This window comes from Alphaproteobacteria bacterium (genome assembly GCA_039980135.1).
Classification (GTDB): Bacteria; Pseudomonadota; Alphaproteobacteria; order UBA6615; family UBA6615; genus UBA8079.
Map to the genome: position 1 here is coordinate 75,842 of JBDXCV010000009.1, position 21,245 is coordinate 97,086.

Sequence of the window (21,245 nt, forward strand, 5' to 3'; positions counted from 1 at the left end):
GGCCTCTAACCGGGCTTCGCCCAGCCGGTCAGCGTTCCAGGTCATCAACATAAGCCCCGCATGGCTTCTTCCGAATATTAGTCGGCAGACTTGGGCACCTCGATGCCGCCTTCGACGGGCTCCTGGCCCAAATTGCGGATCAGATCCCCCAGCCGGGCCACAGCCTCATCCAGGCGCGCCTGATCGGGCCCGCGTAACACCAGATTGGAACCCGGCTTGCCGTCGAAGAAGAACGGGTAACTGCCGATATCCATATCCGGGTAGGCGTCCTGCAGAAGTGACAACTCGGTCGCGATCTGCCCCTCGGGCACGAAACTGCCGACAGTCACCGACAACAGGGTCACGCCCCGCTTGAGCTGGGGTTTCGCCCCCTCGAACATCGCCTGCATGATGCGCGGAATGCCCGCCATGACATAGACATTCTCGACCCGGAATCCAGGCGCGCCACTGACCGGGTTGTCGACCAGCTCGGCGAATTCCGGCGTCTCGGCCATCTTCAGCCGCGCCTCGGTCGCCTCGACCCCCATTTGGGTCATACGTTCGCGCAGGATGCGCTCGGCCTCGGGGTGGCGGATCAGCTTCTGGCCGAACGCCTTGGCGACGCAGGCCGACGTGATGTCGTCATGGGTCGGGCCGATACCCCCGGTCGTGAAGACATAGTCGTATTTCGCCCGCAAGGCGTCGACCGCGTCGATGATCTCGGCCTCGATATCCGCCACGACGCGGGCTTCCAGGAGCTGGATGCCCAGCAGATTCAACTCGGTACCGAGAAAGGGCAGATTGGCATCCTTGGTCCGGCCCGAGAGAATCTCGTTGCCGATGATCAGGACCGCCGCCGTGACGCGTGTGGATTCGTTCATATCGTCTCGTCGCCTATGTGCTTGTACCGTGGTGCAAATTCAGGACTTCGGGTGCACGTAACCGCGCGCCGCCATGCAACGGCCGAAAATGTTCTCGAAGGATCGCGCCACTTTCCGGTCGCGGGTTTCCGTAACGATGGCCTGTGTGTCTTCCCGGCCACCGCGCGTTGAACTGCGAATATCACGGGTGAAGCTTTCGTTACGCCCAATCGCGCCTTCCGCCTGCGCGCGACACGCCGCCTGATCGGCACGCACCTGATCCTCGCTGGCACCTTCCTTGACCCAGGCCGCGCCCGTACCGGCGCAGGCCGCGAGCGCGAAGACGAAAAGCAGGGGCAGAACAGGTTTCATGCGCTTCATTCCATGGTGAACCGACCTGACGAACTATCATGCACCCAATGGACAGTCAAAACACGCCGGCAATGGGCACGATGGCTTGATCATCTCCGACCGGCTTCATACCTTGCCGCCATCATGGAATTTCCCGACCCGCTCATCCCCGGCCGCCTGATCCGGCGTTACAAGCGCTTCCTGTCCGATATCGAGATCGTCGGCAGCGACGGGGCACCGACCGAAATCACCGCGCATTGCCCCAACCCCGGTGCGATGCTCGGATTAAAGGAACCGGGTTCGGATGTCTGGGTCTCGCCCGCGCGCAACTCGGACCGCAAGCTCAAATACACCTGGGAAATCATCCGGGTCGGCGCCCATCATGTCGGGATCAACACGTCCTTGCCCAACACGCTGGTCGATGAAGCAATCGAAGCCGGACGCATCGCGGAACTGACCGGCTATGCCTCCCGCCGTCGCGAGGTGCGCTACGGCGAAAATTCCCGCATCGATCTTCTGCTCGAGGACCCGGGCCGGACGGACTGCTATGTCGAGGTCAAGAATGTACATCTGAAGCGCGACGAATCCGGTGCCGCCGAATTTCCTGACAGCGTTACCAAGCGCGGCGCCAAGCATCTGCGCGAACTGGCAAACGCCGTCGAGGCCGGCGCCCGTGCCGTCATGGTCTATGTGGTCCAGCGCAGCGACTGCGACGATTTTCGCCTCGCCGACGACATCGACCCGGACTACGCCGCCGCTTTCGCAGATGCCCGGCATCGAGGGGTTGAGGCGATATGCTATGCATGCGACGTTTCGCTCGAACGCATCGAAATCACCCGGCCCTTGCCGATGAACCCTTGAATCCAGACTCCGACCGGTAGCCGATACACACGATGACCGACACGAAGACCGCCTCACTCGATCCCGAAGCGCGCCGCATCCGCATCCATGATGCCGATGCCTTCGAAGGCATGCGCCATGCCGGGAAACTCGCCGCCGAGACGCTCGATCATGTGACCCCCCATGTGGTGCCCGGCGTCACGACCGAGGAACTCGACCGGCTTTGCCACGAATTCATTCTGGATCATGGGGCAACTCCCGCACCGCTTGGCTACCGCGGTTTCCCGAAGTCGATCTGCACCTCGGTCAACCACGTCGTCTGTCACGGCATTCCGGGGGAGAAACGCCTCGCCAACGGCGACATCGTCAACATCGACGTCACGGTCATCCTCGACGGCTGGCACGGCGACACCAGCCGGATGTACAATGTCGGCAAGGTCAAGCGCCTGGCCGAGCGGCTGGTCGACGTCACCCATCAGGCCTTGTGGGAAGGGATCAACATCGTCCGCCCTGGCACCACGGTCGGGGATATCGGCCACGCGATCCAGACCTATGTCGAAGCCGAACGGTTTTCGGTTGTTCGGGATTTCTGCGGCCACGGGCTCGGTCAGGTGTTCCACGACGCCCCGTCGATCCTGCATTTCGGCCAGCCGGGTACCGGACCCGAGCTGCGCGAAGGCATGTTCTTCACCATCGAGCCGATGGTCAATGTCGGCCGTTTCGACGTGAAGATTCTGGGCGATGGCTGGACCGCCGTAACAAAGGACCGGTCTCTGTCCGCACAGTTCGAACATTCGATCGGCGTCACCGCCGACGGTTGTGAAGTCTTCACCCACTCGCCCAAGGGCTGGGACAAGCCGCCCTACGACTGATGGCGGTGGAACCGGCGGAGCCATGGCCGCGCCTCGGAATCTCAACGATCAAAAAGACCATCGCACCCGCCTGCGTGAACGTTTCGCGGCCGACGACGGCGCATCGATGCCGGATTATGAACTGCTCGAGCTGATCCTGTTCAGCGCCATTCCGCGCCGCGACACCAAACCGCTGGCCAAACGCCTGATCGAACGCTTCGGTAGTCTGGCGGGTGTTCTGGCCGCCGATCGCGGAGACATCGTGCAGGTTGAAGGTGCCGGACCCGGGGTGGCCGGGCTGCTCAAGTCCGTGCATCAGGCCGGCATCCGCCAGGCCCGCGAAGACCTGCACGAACGCCAGATCCTCGATTCCTGGGACAAGGTCCTGGAATATTGCCGCGCGGCGATCGGGCACCTGCCGCGCGAAAGCTTTCATGTGCTGTTTCTGGACCGTAAGAATGGCCTCATCGCCGCCGAACAACAAAGCGCCGGCACCGTCGATCAGACATCGGTCTATCCACGCGAGGTCATCAAGCGCGCACTCGAACTCAATGCGTGCGCACTGGTGATGGTCCACAATCACCCCTCCGGCGACCCCACACCAAGCGACGCCGACATCGAAATCACCCGCGCGGTCGCGGCCGTGTGCGAAAGCCTCGGCGTGGCACTCCATGATCATGTGATCATCGCGCGGGGGGGCCATGCCAGCCTGCGCGAAAAAGGGCTTTTCTAGGCGCCCGGCCGTCCGGTCAGGCGGTGGCGATCATCACGAGACAAAGCACAATCACCCGGCGCAGCAGCCCGGGCCAGCGGCTCTGTCTCTTGAAGATCGTCCGGCGTGCCGGGATCGTTCCTGGGTAGGTCACGGACATCGTGTTTCTCGCCTTATGCGTGTGCAACAGAATCGCTCGGAACCCGTTAACGCGTGGTTAAGATAGCTTAACGGTATTATTGTGTGAAGCCTGTTCACCTCCCGTCATTCGCGAGGTGGGGGATCCTGTCAACAATCGGCGACTCGCCTTGTCGGGGTATCACTCGCTCACCTAGTTTGATCACCGTTTAGACACCCCGCCAACGCGAAAGCCGACACCCATGATTCCCCGCTACAGCCGCCCCGAAATGACCGCGATCTGGGAACCCGAGAACAAGTTCCGGATCTGGTTCGAGATTGAGGCACATGCCTGCGACGCGCAGGCCGAACTGGGCGTGATCCCCGCGTCGGCTGCCAAGACGGTCTGGGACAAGGGTGCATGGGAAATCGACCGGATCGACGAGATCGAGCGCGAAACCCACCATGACGTGATCGCGTTCCTGACCAACCTGGCCGAATATGTCGGTGAAGATGCCCGCTTCGTGCATCAGGGCATGACCTCATCCGACGTCCTCGACACCTGCCTGTCTGTGCAACTCACCCAGGCCGCCGACCTCCTCCTGGCCGATCTCGACGGGTTGCTTGCGGCACTGGAGAAACGCGCGCGCGAGCACAAGGATGATGTCTGCATCGGGCGCAGCCACGGCATCCATGCCGAGCCGACCACCTTCGGGGTGAAACTCGCCGGCCACTATGCGGAGTTCGCCCGCTGCCGGGATAGGCTGGTCGCGGCGCGGGCAGAAATCGCCACCTGCGCGATCTCGGGCGCCGTGGGCACCTTCGCCAATATCGACCCGGCGGTCGAAGTCCATGTCGCAAAGAAAATGGGCCTGGCATCCGAGCCGGTGTCGACGCAGGTCATCCCGCGCGACCGCCACGCCATGTTCTTCGCCGTGCTCGGCGTGATCGCCAGCGCGGTCGAGCGCCTTTCGGTCGAAGTCCGGCACTTGCAGCGCACGGAAGTGCGCGAGGCCGAGGAATTTTTCGCCGCGGGCCAGAAGGGCTCGAGCGCCATGCCTCACAAGCGCAACCCGATCCTGACGGAAAACCTGACGGGGCTTGCGCGGGTGGTGCGTTCGGCGGTCGTCCCCGCGATGGAGAACGTCGCGCTTTGGCACGAGCGCGATATTTCCCATTCGTCGGTCGAGCGGATGATTGGCCCGGACGCCACGGTCACCCTGGATTTCGCCCTCGTGCGACTGACAGGGGTTGTTTCGAAACTGCTCGTCTATCCGGAAACGATGATCGCGAATATGGAAAAACTCGGCGGCCTCATTCACTCCCAGCGCGTGCTCCTTGCTCTCACCCAGGCCGGGATGAGCCGCGAGGACGCCTACCAGGCCGTCCAGCGCAACGCGATGAAGGTGTGGGGACTGCCCGAGGCAGAGCGCGAGGGCGCGTTCCTCTCATTCCTGCAGGCCGACGACGCGGTGAGCGCGCTCATTTCCGACGACGATCTCGCCGAGAGCTTCGACCTCGGCTACCACACCAAACATGTGGACACGATTTTCACCCGCGTGTTCGGCGCCGCCTGAACCGGCTACGGCAAAGGCAAACGATGAGCGACAACCGGCTGCCGACAGAACTCTGGGTCAGCGCCGGGCTTCGCCGGGCCTCGGATGCGAGCATTCCCATCGCCGTGGTGCGCAAGGGCGAGCGTCAGTCGGGCACGGTGATCCTGAAGCTCAATCAGCACGACAGGGGCTGCCGTATTCTTACCCAGACGCGTGACCTGGACGGCCGGCTGTCATGGTTTCCCGCCATGGACGGTGCCGCGATTCCCGAAACCGAAGCCGACGCCTATATCGCGCGCGCCGTATCGCGCGATCCCGACCTGTGGGTCATCGAGATCGAGCACCGCGAAGGCTGGCACCCGTTCGACACGATGTAGCGCGGGATGCCAGACTGACGGCAACAACCGCGGAACGGGAGCGCATGATGACCGAGACCTGGACACCCGAAGGCCCCCTCACCCTTGCCGCCGGTACACCGCCGGGCGGCGGGCTCGACCGGGTTGCGCGCGCGCTGGAACAGGCGATCGCGGTCGCCGAAGCGGTCGAGGTGCCGGTCGCGGTCGAAAACGTGCCCGGCGACGGCGCCCGCAAGGTGTGGACCGAACTCATGGACCGGCACCCGGGCGACGGCCACGTGGTGAGCATCAGCTCGCCCAACCTCACGACCGACTATCTGGCCGGCCTCGCCGGGTTCGACCACGGCCGCTACACGCCGATCGCGACGCTGGTCACCGAATATATCGCCTTTGCCGTGCGCGCCGAATCCGCTTACGCGAGCGGTGCGGACCTCCTCCTGCGCCTCGAGGAAGAACCCCACCACGTGACGGTGGCGCTCTCCACCGCGTTGGGGAACCCCAATCACATCGCGCTCGCCAAGCTTCTGCGCGCCCTGGGGTCCGACATAAACGCGCCGATCGTGCGGGTCTTCGATTCGGCGCTCGATGCCGTCGCCGATGTCATGGCGGGGAACGCCGACGTGTGCGCGGTGACTGCCGCGAGCCTCCTGGCCGAGGTCGAGGCGCGCAATGCGCGCCTGATCGCCATTTCCGCGCCCGAGCGGCTGGCCGGTCGCTTCGCAGACGTGCCGATCTGGGTTGAGTTGGGCGCGCCCTGTGTTGTCGGCGCGTGGCGAGGCGTCACCGGCCCGGCAGGGTTGTCAGCGGGCCAGGGGGCGTTCTGGCGGGACGTGCTGCGGAAAGCCGTCGCGACCCCGGTATGGCAGGACGAACTTGCGCGGCTGAGCTGGTCGGCCATGCATATCGACGGCGACGCCCTCGCCGACTATCTGGCGAACGAAACGGCCGAGTACACCGAGCTTCTCGACGAGCTTGGCCTGCTCCGCGCGCGCGGCGGCGCCTGACCGGTCAGTCGATTCCCTCGACGAACCGCAGATCGCGCGTCACGGCGTCGCCGAGCACCTCCAACGCCGCCTGGTAATCCGGTCCGTCGTGCAACGCGACCGCCGCCTCGAGCGACGGGAACTCGATGATCGTCGTACGTGCCAGCCGCCCCGCCTCATAGGCCTTCGCGGCGTCCCCGCGCGTCAGGAACTTGCCACCCACGGCCTCGATCGCCGGCCCGGCGATCTCCGCGTAGGCCTTGAACCGCTCGGTATCGTGGATTTCATGGTAAGCGGCGACCCAGTAGGCTTTCGGCATGTAATGTCTCCGTTGTTTCGGCCCGTATGGGCCTAAACGCTCTTCTCGGCCTCGGCCAGGAATTCAGTAACGGCCATATTCCATTTTTCGGGATGGCGGCGATAGGAGTAGTGCCCCCCATCGTCGAACATCAGCAGCTGCGATCCGGGGATCGCGGCGTGCAGGTCCTCGGCGAAATAATACGGGATCGTCGCATCATCGACGGTGCCGATCACCAGCGACGGCCGGTCGATGCCCTTGAGCTCGTTCGTACGGTCATGCGCGAGCATCATGTCGAGCCGCGCGGCCAGAATTTCCACCGAACCGACCGTCTCCAGCGCCCGTCGTTCGAGCTCCATAACGGCGTCGAGGTTGTGGCGGAACTGATTGGCGCCGGAGGTAAACATCGACGAGACCTTCACATACTCCTCGGGTCCATAGGATTCCGCGATCCGCTTGCGAGTGAGCGCGACCCGGGTGATGAACTCGTCCGCCGTCACCCAGGTATTGTTGAAGATGCACGCGCGCACCCGGTCGGGGTGGTCGAGCGCCAGATTCTGCAGGATGCAGCCGCCTGTCGACGTGCCGACGATATGCGCCTTGTCGATGGCGAGTTTGTCCATCAATGCAATCACGTCATCCGCAATGGCCTGGGTCGAATAGGCGCCGGGTCCCGTGGGCTTGTCGCTTTCGCCGGTGCCCCGATGGTCAAAGGTCACGCAGCGATAGTTCTGCGCGAAATGTTCGAGCTGAAACGACCAGGCGTCGTACAGGCCGACCAGTCCGGGAATGAAAATGAATGCGTCGCCCTCGCCCGCGTCGGCGCAGTTGAGCGTGATGTGCCCGATATCGATACGTGCCATATCCGCCGCCTTATTTGGGTTCGAAGGAAATGCCGCTGGCGATCTCCAGCATCGGTTCTTCGAGCGGGACGCGCAGTCCGTCGTTCAGGCGATTCAGCAAGCCCATCGCCGCCGCGACGATGGTCACCTCGGTGCGCTCCTGCGCCGTCGTGTGTTCCATGAACGTCGCCACAACATCTTCGGGAATGGCGCCGGCATCGACGGTCAATGCCTCGCTATAGGCTAGAATCGCGCGCTCCTTGTCGGAGAAGGCCGGATGCGAGAGGTAATCGTACATATTGTCGATCTTCTCACGCGCGACGCCCTGGCTTTCCATCACCCGGACCTGGTGGGCCGAGCAATACAGGCACGCATTGATGTTCGAGACCTTGTTACGGATCAGCGCCTTCATGGGCTTCGGCAGGTCGCCCTGATCCCACACATCGTCCAGAAATTGCCGCATGGTGGCGCCCAGTTCCGGCGAGTTTGCCATCGCCCGCACATTGTTCGCGACCATGCCGACACGGCCTGAAACCCGCTTGGCCGACTTTTGGAACGGTGGAGAAAAATCCTCGTCTTCCACGAGCGGTACGAGACAATTATGTCCCGCAGCTTGCGCTACATCATCCATTGAACAGCCCCCCAGCTGAATTGTGATGGGCGAGCGCAGCCCGCCCCTGCTCGATTATCCGGCTCCCTGTCAGGGGTCGCCTGTCTTCGCGTTTGCACGAAAACTTGCCCGACCGTTGCCGGGCCGGCGTTACACGCCGTCGTGGACCTGCTGCATGGCCTCGGCGAGCAACTCGTCCATATGCTTGCGCACAATATGCGTAGACGTCTCGACCCCCTTGGCCTGCAAATCGCCCAGGACCTTCTCGAGGACATCGTCGTCGCCGGGGCGATCGAAGTCGGACTTCACGACTTCCTGCGCATAGGCCTGCGCCTCGGCCTCGCCGAGACCCAGAAGGTCTGCGGCCCATAGACCCAGCAGCTTGTTGCGGCGCGCCGTCGCCTTGAATTTGAACTCTTCGTCATGTTTGAACTTGTTCTCGAAGCCCTGCTCGCGCTCGTCAAAAGTCGACATATCTAACCCACTCTCCATTGCTTTCTTGTCGGTCGTTCCTTGAAGATAGATATAGTGCTCCATTGCCCCGGTTTGAATTGAATTCTCATGTGCACCCTCGTCATTCTTCGTCGCCCCGATCACGCTTGGCCGTTGCTTATCGCCGCCAACCGCGACGAAATGACCGACCGCGCCTGGAAATCACCGGCGCGCCACTGGCCCGACCGTGACGACGTGGTCGGCGGGCTCGACGAATTGGCGGGCGGCACCTGGCTGGCGCTCAACGATACGGGTGTCGCAGCGGCGATTCTGAACCGCGAGGGCTCCCTGGGCCCCACAAACGATAAACGGTCGCGCGGCGAATTGGTGCTCGAGGCCGTCGATCACCCGGACGCGGCAGTGGCGGCCGAGGCGATGGCCGATCTGGATGGCAGCGCCTATCGCTCCTTCAATCTCATCATTGCCGACAACCGCGACGCCTTCTGGATCAGGGGCACCGAGCAGCCGAAGGTCGAGGTTATCGAAATCCCGCCCGGCCTGCACATGATCACGTCGCGCGAACTGGACGATGTCGATGGTGTCCGGATCGGACGGTTTCTGCCGCGATTCCGGGACGCCGCGGAACCGGATGTCGAGGCGGGCGACTGGTCGGCCTGGGAAAGCCTGCTGTCCACACGGTTGCATTCGAGCGACGAAGACCCGCGAGAGGCCATGTGTATCGTCACCGACAGGGGCTATGGGACGGTCTCAAGTGCTCTTGTCGCGTTGCCGTCCGCCGACCGGCCGGATGTGGACGCGATCTGGCGTTTCGCCCCCGGAAGACCCGATACAACGCCGTACGAGCATGTCATTCTGTCGCTGGCAGTCGAATGACCGTCAACAGAACCGTGAACGGGGGAAGCAGATGGGTAATGACCGATTCGACGTGAGCGATCGCGTTGTCGTCATAACCGGCGCCGGCCAGGGCCTGGGCCGCGAATACGCGCTGGCCTTCGCCAAGGAGGGTGCAACGCCCGTGCTGGCCGAGGTGAATGGCGAGAATGTGCGCAAGGTCGCTGGCGAGATCGAAGCTGCGGGCGGCACGGCGCTGGCCGTCGAGACCGATGTCGGCGATCCGGATTCTGTGAAAGCAATGGTCGCCGCCGCGCTCGACGCCTATGGCCGGATCGATGTGCTCATCAACAACGCGGCAATTTTCGCGTCCCTGCCCCAGCGGCCCTTCTATGAGATCCCCTTCGAGGAGTGGAACAAGGTGATCCATGTGAACATCACCGGCTCATACCTGTGCGCCTGCGCCGTGGCAAAACCAATGAAGGCGGCCGGCGAGGGCCGGATCATCAATATCTCATCGGGCACCGTGCCCCAGGGTGCCCCCGGATTCATGCATTATGTGACGTCAAAATCGGCGATCATCGGCATGACGCGGGTGATGGCGCGGGAGCTGAGCGACGACAACATCAACGTCAACACGCTCATGCCCGGCTACACGACGACCGAGGTCGAACATGCGAGCATGGACGACGACCTGCATGAGTTCATCCAGAACAAGCGCCTGGTGAAACGCGCCGGGACCCCGGACGATTTGATCGGCGCGGCGATGTTCCTGGCCTCGCCCGCGAGCTCGTTTATCTCCGGCCAGACCCTTGCGGTTTGCGGCGGCGAAGTCATGCTCTAGGCCATGCCGACACAAAAGAAGAAGGGTTTGTTCGATGGGTGAAGTCTTGCGCGCCGACTGGTTTGATCTGGCGAATAACGAACGCGACACGCACTGGGCATGGCTGCATGCCGAGTTCCTGCCGGCGCTGCAGTCCGCATCCGGCGTCGCCTGGGTCGGCCACTACGACATCATCAAGCATCCCGATCGACCCTATATCGAGGGCGCCCCGGCCAAACAGGAGACAACGGACCCGGCCATCGCCACCGGCTGGCAGAATGTCGTGCTGACGGCGGGCCTTTCAACGAACACATTCCTGGGGCCGAACAACGGCGTCGACGCATTGCACATGGCGCATGCAGACGCACTGGCGACATGGCAGAACCATCGCAGCTGCACGTTCATCGAGGAGAAAGTGGTCAACGGTCCCGAGGAACGCGCGGCGCCCTACGGCATGGGCCCGCCGCCGGCGATGCAGATCGGCTCGTTCAACACCATTTCGCCCGGCGACGACGAGGAACTCGCGCGCTGGTATCGCGCAGAGCGCTTCCCGCGGATATCTGTGTCACGCGGCATCATCCGCGGACGCAAGATGATTTCGGTGACGGGTTGGGCCAAGCACGGCGTGTTGTGGGAGGGCACCGAGTTGGGTGCCAATGACACGTCGTTCGAACCACGCTTCATCGAGGCCGACCGCGACGAAAACTGGCGCGGCCGGCATGTCCTGGGATATGTCAGCCACGCTCCGGGCAGTCCCCATGCGGGGCGGCGGGTCTGGCCGAAGGTCTGAGGGTCAATCACCTGCCGGTCTCACGACCGGCGCAACATCCACCCGCGAAGGAGGCGATATGGCCCGGGTTAGCCTGATCGACACGCACAACGCACCCGATCACCTGAAAGCGGATATCGAGACCAACTACGCCGCAAACGACGTTCTGTTCGGCGCACAGGCCTCGAAGATCAATTCCCTCAAGCTGATCTCACATGTCCCGTTGGTCGCGCGCTGGCTGGCACCACTTATCGCCGCGATGCAACGCAACGGCGCGGGCAGCATCCTTCCCGCGAAGCTCAAGACCCTCGTCGATATCAAGACGAGCACGATCAACGACTGCTTCTACTGAACCCATCACAATGTGTCGCTCGGTCGGGTGGCGGGGGTAACGGATGAAGAACTCGAGGTCATTCAGGGAAACGAGTACATGAACTCCGATCTGCTGACGGCGCGCGAGAAGGCGACGTTGCTGTGGACGGAGCATGTCACGCTCAACACGGCGAAGAACCGGGAAGACGTTTACAACGAGGTTGCCGCGGTTTTTTCGGAAGCGGAGATTGTCGAGCTGACGACCGTCTGCGCGTTCCGCAACATGCGGAACCGGATGCATGATTCCCTGCACCTGGATCCGGACCCCGAGAAAGGCGCGGATGCGGTCGGTGCGGGCTCCCAGGTCGACCCGGACGCATTGAAGGCGTACCTGCAGCACCTGCTCGACAACTGGCCGGAAGAGTTCCCGACCGCACCGAAGGCATAGCGCGCGCGTCAAACAGGATGAAATCGCGATGAAAGTCGTTCGTTTCCATGAATTCGGCGGACCCGAAGTCCTCAAGGTCGATGACGTGCCCGACCCGGCACCGGGGCCGGGTGAAATTCGCGTCTGCACCGAGGCCATCGGGGTCGGCGTGCCCGACATTTTGATGCGCCGTGGCAACTATGAATGGATCCCGCCACTGCCGGTGGTCCCGGGCAACGAATTGGCCGGAACGGTCGACGCCGTCGGCGATGGCGTGGACACTATCTCGGTGGGCGACCGGGTTTACGTCAATTCCCGCGAACTCCCGGAGCGCGGCGGCGGCTACGCCGAGGCGATCGTGGTGCCGGCCGGCGCCGTGTTCGCCATGCCGGACAATGTCGAGGCCTCCCAGGCAGTCGCACTCGGCAACTACCAGCTCTCCTGGCTGCTGCTGAACTACGCCGGTACACCCCGGGCGGGCGACAGCATCCTCGTGCACGCGGCGGCCGGTGGTGTCGGCAGCGCGCTCGTCCAGGTCGCCAAGAGCATGGGACTGAACGTGTTCGGCATCGCCGGTTCATCCGAGAAGGCAGACTATGTTCGTGAACTGGGTGCCGACGCAGTGATTGAACGTAAAGTCGAGGATACCGGTGCGCGAATCGCTGAGCTGACCGACGGCGAGGGTGTCGATTTCATCTATGATTCCGTTGCCGGGCCGGGACTGTCGGACGATTTCGCCATGCTCGCGCCGATGGGAATGGTGGTGATGTTCGGTTATCTCGGCGGCGACCCGGACCCGGACCTTTTCACACCCATGCGCGCGAAGTTCGGCGACAGCGTTGCGTTTCGCCTGTTCTCGATCCACGTCCTCGACGACAAGCCCGGCATTCGCCGCGGCGCCATGAAATCCGCGATGGCGGCGCTGGCCGCCGGCGAGATATCGCCGCACATCCACACGACAATGCCGCTCGCCGAAGCCGAACATGCACACCGCCTCATTGAGGGCGGCAGTGTCACCGGCAAGATCGTGCTGGCGCCGTGAGGCTCGATACGTCGCCCGGCAAACCAGGATTACACCCATGAACCAGATCGATCTCGAAGGCCGACATGCCATCGTCACCGGCGGCGCCAAGGGCATCGGCCAGGCCATCGCCGCACGGGCGCGTGCATCGGGCGCACGGGTGACCATCTGGGATATCGATGCCGCGCGAACCGACCAGACCATCAAGCAACTCGGTGCGGGCGAAGAGCTGCGGTTTGACATGATCGACGTCACCGAACCGGACGCCATTGCGCGGGGCCTCGAACAGGCTATCGCGGCCTTCGGAAATGTCGACATCCTGGTCAACAATGCGGGTGCCGTCGGGACCGTGGCGAACCTCTGGGAACAACCGGTCGAGAACTGGCAGCGGATGCTCACTATCAACCTGACCAGTACGTTCCTGTGCTGCCGTGCCGTGACCCCGCATATGATGGAGAACGGCTACGGGCGCATCGTCAACATCGCCTCGAATGCGGGCAAGATGGCGACGTTGCAGAACTCGCCCTATGCCGCCGCAAAGGCGGGAGTCATCAGCATCACGAAGACGCTGGCAAAGGAGACCGCCAGGACGGGAATCCTGGTCAATGCGGTCGCCCCCGGCGGGGCCAACACCGAACTGTTCGACAATCTGCCGGCCGCCTACGCCCGGCAGGTCGCGTCAGCCATGCCGCTCGACCGCCTGATCGAGCCCGAGGAGATCGCCGCACTGGCCGTCTGGGCCGCTTCGGCGGACTGTTCGGGCACCACCGGTGCAGTGTTCGATATCTCGGGCGGCCGCGCGGACTACTAAACTCCAACTCTGCCGAATTCAGTAAGGGCGCCCATCCTTGTGGGTGAACACCCACTGCCCGGATGTATCGAGCTCGGCGCGGATATCATCGTCGGGATATTCCGCAGTGTCACCGGACTGGCGATCGCCGATCTCAAGATATGTGACACCCGCATCGGATCGGTTCTGGAGATGATGGGCGGTTCCGCCGGCGGGAAAACCCGCGCACATGCCCGGTGCGAGCAGGGTTTCTCCGTCATCAGTTACCAATGTCGGCGTTCCTTCGAGCACATAAATAAACTCGTCCTGGCGACTGTGACGGTGGAGCAGCGCGGATTCTCCACCGGGCGCCAGTTCGGTAAGATTTACACCGAAATTCGCCAAGCCGAATACGTCGCCGAGCCGCCGCTTGCTTCGTCCAGCCATCCGGCTCGCGAAGGGTTCCGGATAATTCGAAGGTCGTGTCCGCGCCGGCACTTCGCGCGCAATCACCGGCCCGGGCGTCGTCGAGTATTCCATCAGATCAGACCCTCTTCACGTTACCCCGATTGCCTTGGTCAGGCGGCACCAGCATAGCATTCCGGCTGTGTTGACCAGACCATGAAGCCATATGATCTATCCACCGCTCGACGCCCGTCACGATTGTTCACCGTCACGGCGCTTGCTATACCTCGCGGGCGCACAAACACGATTCGAAACGCGCCAACACCGCGGAATTCAGCACCATGACGCGACGCAGGAAGATTTACGAAGGCAAGGCCAAGGTTCTCTTCGAGGGTCCCGAGCCGGGCACGCTCGTGCAGTATTTCAAGGACGACGCGACCGCCTTCAACAATGAGAAAAAGGGTGTCATCACCGGCAAGGGCGTCCTCAACAACCGGATATCCGAATACCTGATGCTGCGCCTGGCGGAGGTCGGCATTCCGACCCATTTCGTGCGCCGCCTGAACATGCGCGAACAGCTCGTCCGCGAGGTCGAGATCGTTCCGGTCGAGGTCGTCGTGCGCAACATCGCCGCCGGCTCGATCTGCAAGCGCTTCAACATCGAGGAAGGCACGCCCCTGCCCCGCTCGATCGTCGAGTATTATTACAAGAACGACGAACTGGGCGATCCGCTGATCTCCGAGGAGCACATCACCGCGTTCGGCTGGGCCGCACCGCCAGAGATCGACGACATGCTGTCGCTCAGCCTGCGGATCAACGATTTCCTGACCGGACTGTTCCTCGGGATCGGCCTGCGGCTGATCGATTTCAAGCTCGAATACGGCCGCCTGTACGACGAGAACGACCAGATGCGCATCGTGCTGGCCGACGAGATCACGCCCGACGGCTGCCGCCTGTGGGACGTCGAGACCAACGAGAAGATGGACAAGGACAGGTTCCGCCGTGACATGGGCGGGGTCGCCGAGGCCTATCAGGAAGTGGCGCGGCGGCTGGGTATCACACCCGAATCAGGGCAACAGGATATCAAGGGTCCCTCGACCATTCAGTAACCCATTTCCCGGCGGTTCCGTTGAAAGCACGCGTACACATCACTCTTAAAAACGGTGTCCTGGACCCCCAGGGCAAGGCGATCCATCACTCCCTCGAAGGTCTCGGCTTCGCCGGTGTCGAAGATGTGCGCCAGGGCAAATTCATCGAGCTTGAACTCGCCGACGACGACGCCGAGGCCGCCAGGGCCAGGGTCGCCGAGATGTGCGAAAAACTGCTCGCCAACACGGTGATCGAGAACTACACCGTCGAGATCGGCGACTCGTGAACGAAGCGGAGTTCCGCACGGCCGCAACCGCCGCGTTCGAGTTGCATCGCGCGGGTCGCCTGAACGAGGCCGAAACGGCCTATCGAAAAATTCTCGAAGCCCGGCCCGATACGCCAGAAATACTGCAATTGCTCGGCACCTTGCTCGGCCAGGCCAACCGACTGGAAGACGCACGCAAGGTTCTCGAACGCGCGATAGAGATCCAGCCCGCCAATGCCGACGCGCATTACAATCTGGCCGAATGCCTGCATCGCCTCGGGAACGCGACCGAAGCATGTGAGGCCTATCGTTCCGCGATCACAGCCCGGCCCGCGCATGTCGAGGCCGCTATCGGCCTGTCGGGGCTCTTGCTCGCGGCCGGAGACGCCGACGCGGCCGTGGATATCACGCACGCCGCACTCCCCCATGCAACGGAACATCCCGCACTCCTCGGCCAGCTCGGCGCCTCCCTGCTAACCGCGGGCCGGCCCGAAGAAGCGCGCGGGCATCTGGAAAAAGCAACCAGGCTCGCGCCCGACTTTGTGCTCGCGCAACGCAACCTGGCGATGGCCTTGATTCAACTCGAGGAATTCGATGCCGCGCTCACGCTGCTTCGACCTCTTGTGAATGCCGAACCACGCTCCATCGAACTGCTGCAACTCGCGGCCATGGCGCTGAGTGCCAGCGGCCAGCACGCACGCGCCAGACCTGCGGCCGAACGAATTCTGGAAATCGAACCCGACAACGTGACCGCGATCGACCTGCTCCGCGACATCGCCGCCAATCTGGGCGATGGCGACCTCGCCGTCGGTTATGGCCGGCAAGCCGTCGCGCTGGCGCCCGACAGCGCCGATGCGGCAGCACGGCTCGCGGAGCTCCTCGAACGTATGTCGCTGCTCGACGAAGCGCGCGAATGGGTGGAACGCGCGCTCTCGTGGGACCCGCAAAAGACGCGCGCCTGCATGGTCGCGGCGCGACTGGATCGACGGTCCGGCGACAATGGTGGTGCGCTGGCATTTCTGGAAAAAGTCGACACCGGCAAGGAACCCCCATGGCTCGCGGCGAATATTCTGTTCGAGCGCGGCCAGGTGCTCGAAGCGCTCGACCGCCACGACACGGCCTTCACCACATTTGAAGACGCGCATGCCGCGCGCGCCCAGACCCGGCAGGCGCGGGCGTGCGACCCGGACAAACACGCGCGAACCCAGGAAGCCCTCCTCGCGCTTTTCGAAGCGGAGAGCGCGCCGTCGTGGATTGCCGGATGGCCAGACGAACCCATCGCGGACGGTTTCGCGACGCCCTGTTTTCTGACGGGGTACCCGAGATCCGGCACGACATTGGTCGAGCGCCTGCTCGATGCGCATGACCGGGTCACGGCAACCCCGGAATTTCCGATGGTCAACGCCATGTGCAATGCGCTCGACACGGCCGCGCCGGGTGGCAACATCTATCCCGACGCGCTGGCCCATGTCGGGGCCGAGGAGATCGCGCGGTTGCGCATGCTCTACCGGGAATTGCTGGAGGAAAGCCATGACGGGCCGACCGGTGATCGCCTCGTCGTGGACAAACACCCTCTCAATCTCGACCATCTGGGCCTGATCGCACGCGCGTTTCCCGGCGCGAAAGTCATTGTCGCGCTGCGCGACCCACGCGACGTGTGCATGAGCTGCTTCACGACCGATTTCATTCCCAACAACGTCACCATGCGATTTTTCGACCTGCCGGAAACAGCGCGCGCCTACGCCGCGACGATGCGGTTGTGGCTTCTCTACCGGGACATCCTGCCGCTCGACTTCTTCGTCTACCGCTATGAGGACCTCGTCCGCGACCCCCGCACCGTGCTGGGACAAATCGTGGCGTTCCTCGGCCTCGAATGGCACGACAGCCTGCTCGAATCCGCCGGTGCGAATGTCGGTCGTTACGTGTCCACCCCCAGCTACACCGGCGTGACACAATCGGTGAACACACGCGCCGTGGGCCGCTGGGAAGGGTATGCCGAGATGCTTGAACCCGTCATGCCGATCCTCCAGCCGTACATCGAGGCGTTCGGCTATGGCGATCCCGCCGATGACTGAGCGCGCCGGCACGTCGGTTTTCCCCAGCCGCGATTGCGACTCGGCCCGCAATGGCTATAGCTGAACTTGGAGTTTTCGAATGTCAGCAGCCGTCATTGTATTCCCCGGGTCGAACTGTGATCGCGATATCGCCGTCGCGCTGAAAGCCGTGCTGGGCCACGCCCCGCAGATGGTCTGGCATGGCGACAGCGCGTTGCCGAAGGTCGATCTGATTGCGGTCCCCGGCGGCTTTTCATACGGCGATTATCTACGCTCGGGCGCCATGGCGGCGAACAGTCCGATCATGCGCGAAGTCGTCGCCCATGCCGGACGCGGCGTACCGGTGCTGGGCATCTGCAACGGGTTCCAGGTGCTGACCGAATGCGGCCTGCTGCCGGGTGTGCTGATGCGCAATGCGAGCCTCAAATTCATCTGCCGCGACGTCAATCTGCGCGTCGAGCGCAATGACACGATTTTCACCCGCGGCTACGAGGCCGGCGAGGTGATCCGGGTGCCGGTCGCCCATCATGACGGCAACTACTTCACCGACCCGGACACGCATCAAACACTCGAAGACAATGGCCGGGTCGCCTTCCGGTATTGCGGGCCCGATGGCGCGATCACGGACGCGGCCAACCCCAACGGCTCCCTGGCCAACATCGCCGGCATCCTGAACGAGACCGGCAACGTTCTGGGGATGATGCCGCACCCGGAACGGCTGGCCGACCCGCTGCTCGGCGGCACGGACGGCGCGCCGATGTTTACGGGCCTGGCAGAGGCGATTGCGGCATGAGTGACACGGCGGCACGCCCCGAAGACCTGATGGGTCTGAGCGACGACGAATACGACACGATCCTCGAAATTCTCGGACGCACACCGAATTTCACCGAACTCGGCATCTTCTCGGTCATGTGGTCGGAGCATTGCTCCTACAAATCGTCGAAATTCTGGCTCAAGACCCTGCCGACCGAAGGCCCGCAGGTGATCCAGGGCCCGGGCGAGAATGCGGGCGTCATCGATATCGGCGACGGGCTCGCGGCGATCTTCAAGATCGAGAGCCACAACCATCCCAGCTTCATCGAGCCCTACCAGGGTGCCGCAACGGGTGTCGGCGGCATCATGCGCGACGTGTTCACCATGGGCGCGCGGCCGATCGCCAACATGAACGCGCTGCGCTTCGGCGCCCCGGATCACCCGAAAACACGCCATCTGGTAGACGGCGTTATCGCGGGGATCGGCGGTTACGGCAACTGCATGGGCGTACCCACGGTCGGCGGCGAGGTAAATTTCGACCCCGCCTACAACGGCAATATCCTGGTCAACGCCATGACCGTCGGGATCGCCGGTACCGACAAGATATTCTACTCCGCCGCCGCCGGCGTGGGTCTGCCGGTGGTCTACGTCGGCGCCAAGACCGGACGCGACGGCATCCATGGCGCGACCATGGCCTCGGCCGAGTTCGACGACGATTCCGACGAGAAACGCCCCACGGTGCAGGTCGGCGACCCGTTCACGGAGAAACTGCTCCTCGAGGCCTGCCTGGAACTGATGGCGACGGACGCCATCATCGCCATTCAGGACATGGGTGCCGCGGGTCTGACGTCTTCATCGGTCGAGATGGCCAGCAAGGGCGAGGTGGGCATTACCCTGACCCTCGACCATGTACCCCAGCGCGAAACGGAAATGACGCCCTACGAGATGATGCTGTCGGAAAGCCAGGAGCGGATGCTCATGGTGCTCAAGCCCGGCCGCGAGGAGATGGCGCGCGCCATCTTCGACAAATGGGAACTCGATCTGGCGGTGATCGGCGAGACCAACGACAGCCAGCGGCTCGTCCTCATGTGGCAGGACGAGATTGCCGCCGACATCCCGGTGCCGCCGCTGGTCGCCGCCGCACCCGAATATGAACGCCCCTGGACGGCGACCCCGCCCCGCGCGGTTCTGACTCCGGGCGACGTATCTGCCCCGGACGATCTGGCGGACACGCTGTTACAGATGGTCGCGAGCCCCGATCTCTGCTCGCGGCGCTGGGTGTGGGAGCAGTATGACCATATGGTGATGGGTGACACAGTCGGCCGGCCCGGCGGCGATGCCGCCCTGGTCAGGGTCCACGGCACCAACAAGGCGCTGGCGATCAGCACCGACTGTACCCCGCGCTATGTGGTCGCCAACCCGGTCGAGGGCGGCAAACAGGCCGTCGCTGAATCCTGGCGCAACGTCACGGCGGTCGGTGCGACACCGCTGGCGGTCACCAACAATCTGAATTTCGGTAACCCCGAGCGGCCCGAGATCATGGGCCAGCTTGTCGGTGCCGTGCAGGGCATGGGTGCCGCGTGCGAGGCGCTCGATGCGCCCGTCGTGTCGGGCAATGTCTCGCTCTACAACGAAACCAATGGCGAGGCGATCCTGCCAACCCCCGTGATCGGCTGCGTCGGTTTGATCGACGACCTGACGAAGGCGGTGGGTGGCGCGTTCGAAAACGACGGCGATTCCGTGTTTGTGGTCGGCGAAACATCCGGCTGGCTGGGCTGTTCGATCTATCAGCGCGATCAGGCAGGGGGGACCGCCGGTGCGCCACCGCCGGTCGATCTCGATGCCGAACGCCGGAACGGCGATTTCGTGCGTGATGCGATCCCCGCGGGCCGGATTAACGCCTGTCATGACGTCAGCGACGGCGGAATCGCGGTCGCACTTGCCGAAATGGCAATCGCCGGCGAAATCGGCGCGAATATCAGCCATGAGAGCGATTTACCGTCCCATGCCTGGGCCTTTGGTGAGGATCAGGCGCGTTATATCGTCACCTGCGCCGATGGCGCAGCATTCGCCGCTGCGGCCAGGGAGGCCGGAGTCCATGTGGAGCCCATCGGCACCGTGGGTGGGGCCGCGTTGACACTCCCCGAGGCGAAGCCTATATCCGTCGCGGCACTACGCGATGCACATGCACGCTGGTTGCCGGCGTATATGGCGTCGCGCGAGAGCTGATCTGGCGCGATACCGCAATCACCCGGGGAGTTACCCAAATGCCGATGGCCGCCAGCGAGATCGAGAACCTGATCAAGGACGCGTTGCCGGATGCCGAAATCCGGATCGACGATCTGCGCGGCGACGGCGACCATTATCTGGCGAATGTCGTCTCGTCGGCATTTGCCGGCAAATCCCGGGTCCAGCAACATCAGATGGTTTACGACGCCCTCCAGGGCCGCATGGGCGGCGAGCTACACGCCCTCGCGCTTCAGACCTCGGCCCCCGAGAGCAGCTAGCCACATCAACCGGAGTTCGATATGACCGACAGCCCCGTACAGGAACGCATCAAGACCGACATCGACCAGAATGAAGTCATGCTCTTCATGAAAGGGACGCCTGTGTTTCCGCAATGCGGGTTCTCGGCGGCCGTGGTCCAGATCCTGAACCATATGGGTGTCAAATTCGGCAGCGCCGACGTGCTGGTCGACCCGGCCATCCGCGACGGCATCAAGGAATTCACCAACTGGCCGACCGTCCCGCAGCTTTATGTGAAGGGTGAGTTCGTCGGCGGCTGCGATATCATCCGCGAGATGTTCGAAACCGGTGAGCTTGAGCAGATGTTCGAGGAAAAGGGCGTCGCGCGCGAAGCTGCCTGAACGACCTCCTTCCGCTAATGTGAACGGGCCGCGGTTTTCGCGGCCCGTTTTG

The 21,245-nt window shown here is 63.4% G+C and carries 28 protein-coding genes; 20 read left to right on the forward strand and 8 right to left on the reverse strand.

The genetic code is table 11. The features are described from left to right. Positions 1 to 77 precede the first annotated feature (77 nt). Positions 78 to 860, reverse strand: a complete 783-nt coding sequence (locus ABJ363_10785; GenBank protein MEP4379477.1) for a molybdopterin-binding protein — start codon at positions 858 to 860, stop codon at positions 78 to 80. 39 nt (positions 861 to 899) lie between these two features. Next, positions 900 to 1,211 (reverse strand): hypothetical protein, encoded by a 312-nt coding sequence (locus ABJ363_10790; GenBank protein ID MEP4379478.1) that lies wholly within the window; start codon positions 1,209 to 1,211, stop codon positions 900 to 902. 123 nt (positions 1,212 to 1,334) lie between these two features. On the opposite strand from ABJ363_10790, the gene sfsA reads away from it, so the two are divergent. Genes sfsA through radC form a run of 3 tightly spaced genes read left to right on the forward strand, consistent with a single transcriptional unit; the run spans position 1,335 to position 3,614 of the window. Continuing rightward, complete coding sequence (sfsA, locus tag ABJ363_10795; protein MEP4379479.1) at positions 1,335 to 2,051, forward strand: DNA/RNA nuclease SfsA; 717 nt, start codon at positions 1,335 to 1,337, stop codon at positions 2,049 to 2,051. Between the two features lie 32 nt (positions 2,052 to 2,083). Further along, positions 2,084 to 2,902 (forward strand): type I methionyl aminopeptidase, encoded by an 819-nt coding sequence (map, locus tag ABJ363_10800; protein ID MEP4379480.1) that lies wholly within the window; start codon positions 2,084 to 2,086, stop codon positions 2,900 to 2,902. Between the two features lie 22 nt (positions 2,903 to 2,924). Beyond that, positions 2,925 to 3,614: a DNA repair protein RadC gene (radC, locus tag ABJ363_10805; GenBank protein ID MEP4379481.1), complete on the forward strand. Its 690-nt coding sequence runs from the start codon at positions 2,925 to 2,927 to the stop codon at positions 3,612 to 3,614. 16 nt (positions 3,615 to 3,630) lie between these two features. On the opposite strand, the gene ABJ363_10810 is transcribed toward radC, so the two are convergent. Continuing rightward, positions 3,631 to 3,753: a hypothetical protein gene (locus ABJ363_10810; GenBank protein MEP4379482.1), complete on the reverse strand. Its 123-nt coding sequence runs from the start codon at positions 3,751 to 3,753 to the stop codon at positions 3,631 to 3,633. A 220-nt stretch (positions 3,754 to 3,973) separates the two neighbouring features. Here ABJ363_10810 and purB point away from each other — a divergent pair, with 220 nt between their 5' ends. From purB to ABJ363_10825, 3 genes are read left to right on the forward strand one after another with little or no spacing between them, the layout of a single operon-like run. Continuing rightward, positions 3,974 to 5,287 carry an adenylosuccinate lyase gene (purB, locus tag ABJ363_10815; protein MEP4379483.1) on the forward strand — a complete coding sequence of 438 codons (1,314 nt, stop codon included), beginning with the start codon at positions 3,974 to 3,976 and terminating at the stop codon, positions 5,285 to 5,287. Positions 5,288 to 5,310: 23 nt separating this feature from the next. After that, positions 5,311 to 5,643: a DUF1491 family protein gene (locus ABJ363_10820; GenBank protein ID MEP4379484.1), complete on the forward strand. Its 333-nt coding sequence runs from the start codon at positions 5,311 to 5,313 to the stop codon at positions 5,641 to 5,643. 47 nt (positions 5,644 to 5,690) lie between these two features. Next, the gene (locus ABJ363_10825) at positions 5,691 to 6,626 is read left to right on the forward strand and encodes a tripartite tricarboxylate transporter substrate-binding protein (protein ID MEP4379485.1); all 936 of its coding nucleotides are present in this window, start codon (positions 5,691 to 5,693) and stop codon (positions 6,624 to 6,626) included. Positions 6,627 to 6,630: 4 nt separating this feature from the next. Here the strand turns inward: ABJ363_10825 and ABJ363_10830 are convergent, their stop codons facing one another. From ABJ363_10830 to ABJ363_10845, 4 genes are all read right to left on the reverse strand, one after another. Then, positions 6,631 to 6,924, reverse strand: a complete 294-nt coding sequence (locus ABJ363_10830; GenBank protein ID MEP4379486.1) for a DUF1330 domain-containing protein — start codon at positions 6,922 to 6,924, stop codon at positions 6,631 to 6,633. A 32-nt stretch (positions 6,925 to 6,956) separates the two neighbouring features. Then, complete coding sequence (locus tag ABJ363_10835) at positions 6,957 to 7,766, reverse strand: alpha/beta hydrolase (GenBank protein MEP4379487.1); 810 nt, start codon at positions 7,764 to 7,766, stop codon at positions 6,957 to 6,959. 10 nt (positions 7,767 to 7,776) lie between these two features. Then, entirely contained in the window at positions 7,777 to 8,376 is a 600-nt protein-coding gene (locus ABJ363_10840) for a carboxymuconolactone decarboxylase family protein (GenBank protein MEP4379488.1), read from the reverse strand. Positions 8,377 to 8,505: 129 nt separating this feature from the next. Further along, positions 8,506 to 8,829: a DUF1476 domain-containing protein gene (locus tag ABJ363_10845; protein ID MEP4379489.1), complete on the reverse strand. Its 324-nt coding sequence runs from the start codon at positions 8,827 to 8,829 to the stop codon at positions 8,506 to 8,508. Positions 8,830 to 8,916: 87 nt separating this feature from the next. Here ABJ363_10845 and ABJ363_10850 point away from each other — a divergent pair, with 87 nt between their 5' ends. The 7 genes from ABJ363_10850 (at position 8,917) to ABJ363_10880 (ending at position 13,802) form a co-directional block, all read left to right on the forward strand. Continuing rightward, a complete protein-coding gene (locus ABJ363_10850) occupies positions 8,917 to 9,681 on the forward strand; it encodes an NRDE family protein (GenBank protein MEP4379490.1) in 765 nt (254 codons plus the stop codon). A 31-nt stretch (positions 9,682 to 9,712) separates the two neighbouring features. Beyond that, the gene (locus ABJ363_10855; protein MEP4379491.1) at positions 9,713 to 10,483 is read left to right on the forward strand and encodes a glucose 1-dehydrogenase; all 771 of its coding nucleotides are present in this window, start codon (positions 9,713 to 9,715) and stop codon (positions 10,481 to 10,483) included. Between the two features lie 34 nt (positions 10,484 to 10,517). Beyond that, positions 10,518 to 11,252, forward strand: coding sequence for a hypothetical protein (locus ABJ363_10860; GenBank protein MEP4379492.1), 735 nt, complete (start codon positions 10,518 to 10,520; stop codon positions 11,250 to 11,252). Positions 11,253 to 11,310: 58 nt separating this feature from the next. Further along, on the forward strand, positions 11,311 to 11,583 hold the full coding sequence (locus ABJ363_10865) for a hypothetical protein (GenBank protein ID MEP4379493.1): 273 nt from the start codon (positions 11,311 to 11,313) through the stop codon (positions 11,581 to 11,583). A 78-nt stretch (positions 11,584 to 11,661) separates the two neighbouring features. Beyond that, positions 11,662 to 11,991 (forward strand): hypothetical protein, encoded by a 330-nt coding sequence (locus ABJ363_10870; protein ID MEP4379494.1) that lies wholly within the window; start codon positions 11,662 to 11,664, stop codon positions 11,989 to 11,991. A gap of 28 nt (positions 11,992 to 12,019) precedes the next feature. Continuing rightward, on the forward strand, positions 12,020 to 13,012 hold the full coding sequence (locus ABJ363_10875; protein ID MEP4379495.1) for a zinc-dependent alcohol dehydrogenase family protein: 993 nt from the start codon (positions 12,020 to 12,022) through the stop codon (positions 13,010 to 13,012). Between the two features lie 37 nt (positions 13,013 to 13,049). Next, entirely contained in the window at positions 13,050 to 13,802 is a 753-nt protein-coding gene (locus tag ABJ363_10880; GenBank protein MEP4379496.1) for an SDR family NAD(P)-dependent oxidoreductase, read from the forward strand. A gap of 18 nt (positions 13,803 to 13,820) precedes the next feature. Here the strand turns inward: ABJ363_10880 and ABJ363_10885 are convergent, their stop codons facing one another. Continuing rightward, positions 13,821 to 14,300: a cupin domain-containing protein gene (locus ABJ363_10885; protein ID MEP4379497.1), complete on the reverse strand. Its 480-nt coding sequence runs from the start codon at positions 14,298 to 14,300 to the stop codon at positions 13,821 to 13,823. 206 nt (positions 14,301 to 14,506) lie between these two features. Between ABJ363_10885 and purC the strand changes: the two genes are divergently transcribed. From purC to grxD, 7 genes are all read left to right on the forward strand, one after another. Continuing rightward, positions 14,507 to 15,274, forward strand: coding sequence for a phosphoribosylaminoimidazolesuccinocarboxamide synthase (purC, locus tag ABJ363_10890; protein MEP4379498.1), 768 nt, complete (start codon positions 14,507 to 14,509; stop codon positions 15,272 to 15,274). 20 nt (positions 15,275 to 15,294) lie between these two features. Then, positions 15,295 to 15,540: a phosphoribosylformylglycinamidine synthase subunit PurS gene (purS, locus tag ABJ363_10895; GenBank protein ID MEP4379499.1), complete on the forward strand. Its 246-nt coding sequence runs from the start codon at positions 15,295 to 15,297 to the stop codon at positions 15,538 to 15,540. Further along, entirely contained in the window at positions 15,537 to 17,594 is a 2,058-nt protein-coding gene (locus tag ABJ363_10900; GenBank protein MEP4379500.1) for a sulfotransferase, read from the forward strand. The genes purS and ABJ363_10900 overlap by 4 nt, the downstream gene beginning before the upstream one ends. Before the next feature lie 79 nt (positions 17,595 to 17,673). Continuing rightward, positions 17,674 to 18,366: a phosphoribosylformylglycinamidine synthase subunit PurQ gene (gene purQ, locus ABJ363_10905; protein ID MEP4379501.1), complete on the forward strand. Its 693-nt coding sequence runs from the start codon at positions 17,674 to 17,676 to the stop codon at positions 18,364 to 18,366. Continuing rightward, complete coding sequence (gene purL, locus ABJ363_10910; protein ID MEP4379502.1) at positions 18,363 to 20,555, forward strand: phosphoribosylformylglycinamidine synthase subunit PurL; 2,193 nt, start codon at positions 18,363 to 18,365, stop codon at positions 20,553 to 20,555. Before purQ ends, purL begins: the two co-directional genes overlap by 4 nt. A 38-nt stretch (positions 20,556 to 20,593) precedes the next feature. Next, positions 20,594 to 20,833: a BolA family transcriptional regulator gene (locus ABJ363_10915; protein ID MEP4379503.1), complete on the forward strand. Its 240-nt coding sequence runs from the start codon at positions 20,594 to 20,596 to the stop codon at positions 20,831 to 20,833. 21 nt (positions 20,834 to 20,854) lie between these two features. Further along, entirely contained in the window at positions 20,855 to 21,193 is a 339-nt protein-coding gene (gene grxD / locus ABJ363_10920; protein ID MEP4379504.1) for a Grx4 family monothiol glutaredoxin, read from the forward strand. Positions 21,194 to 21,245 lie beyond the last annotated feature (52 nt).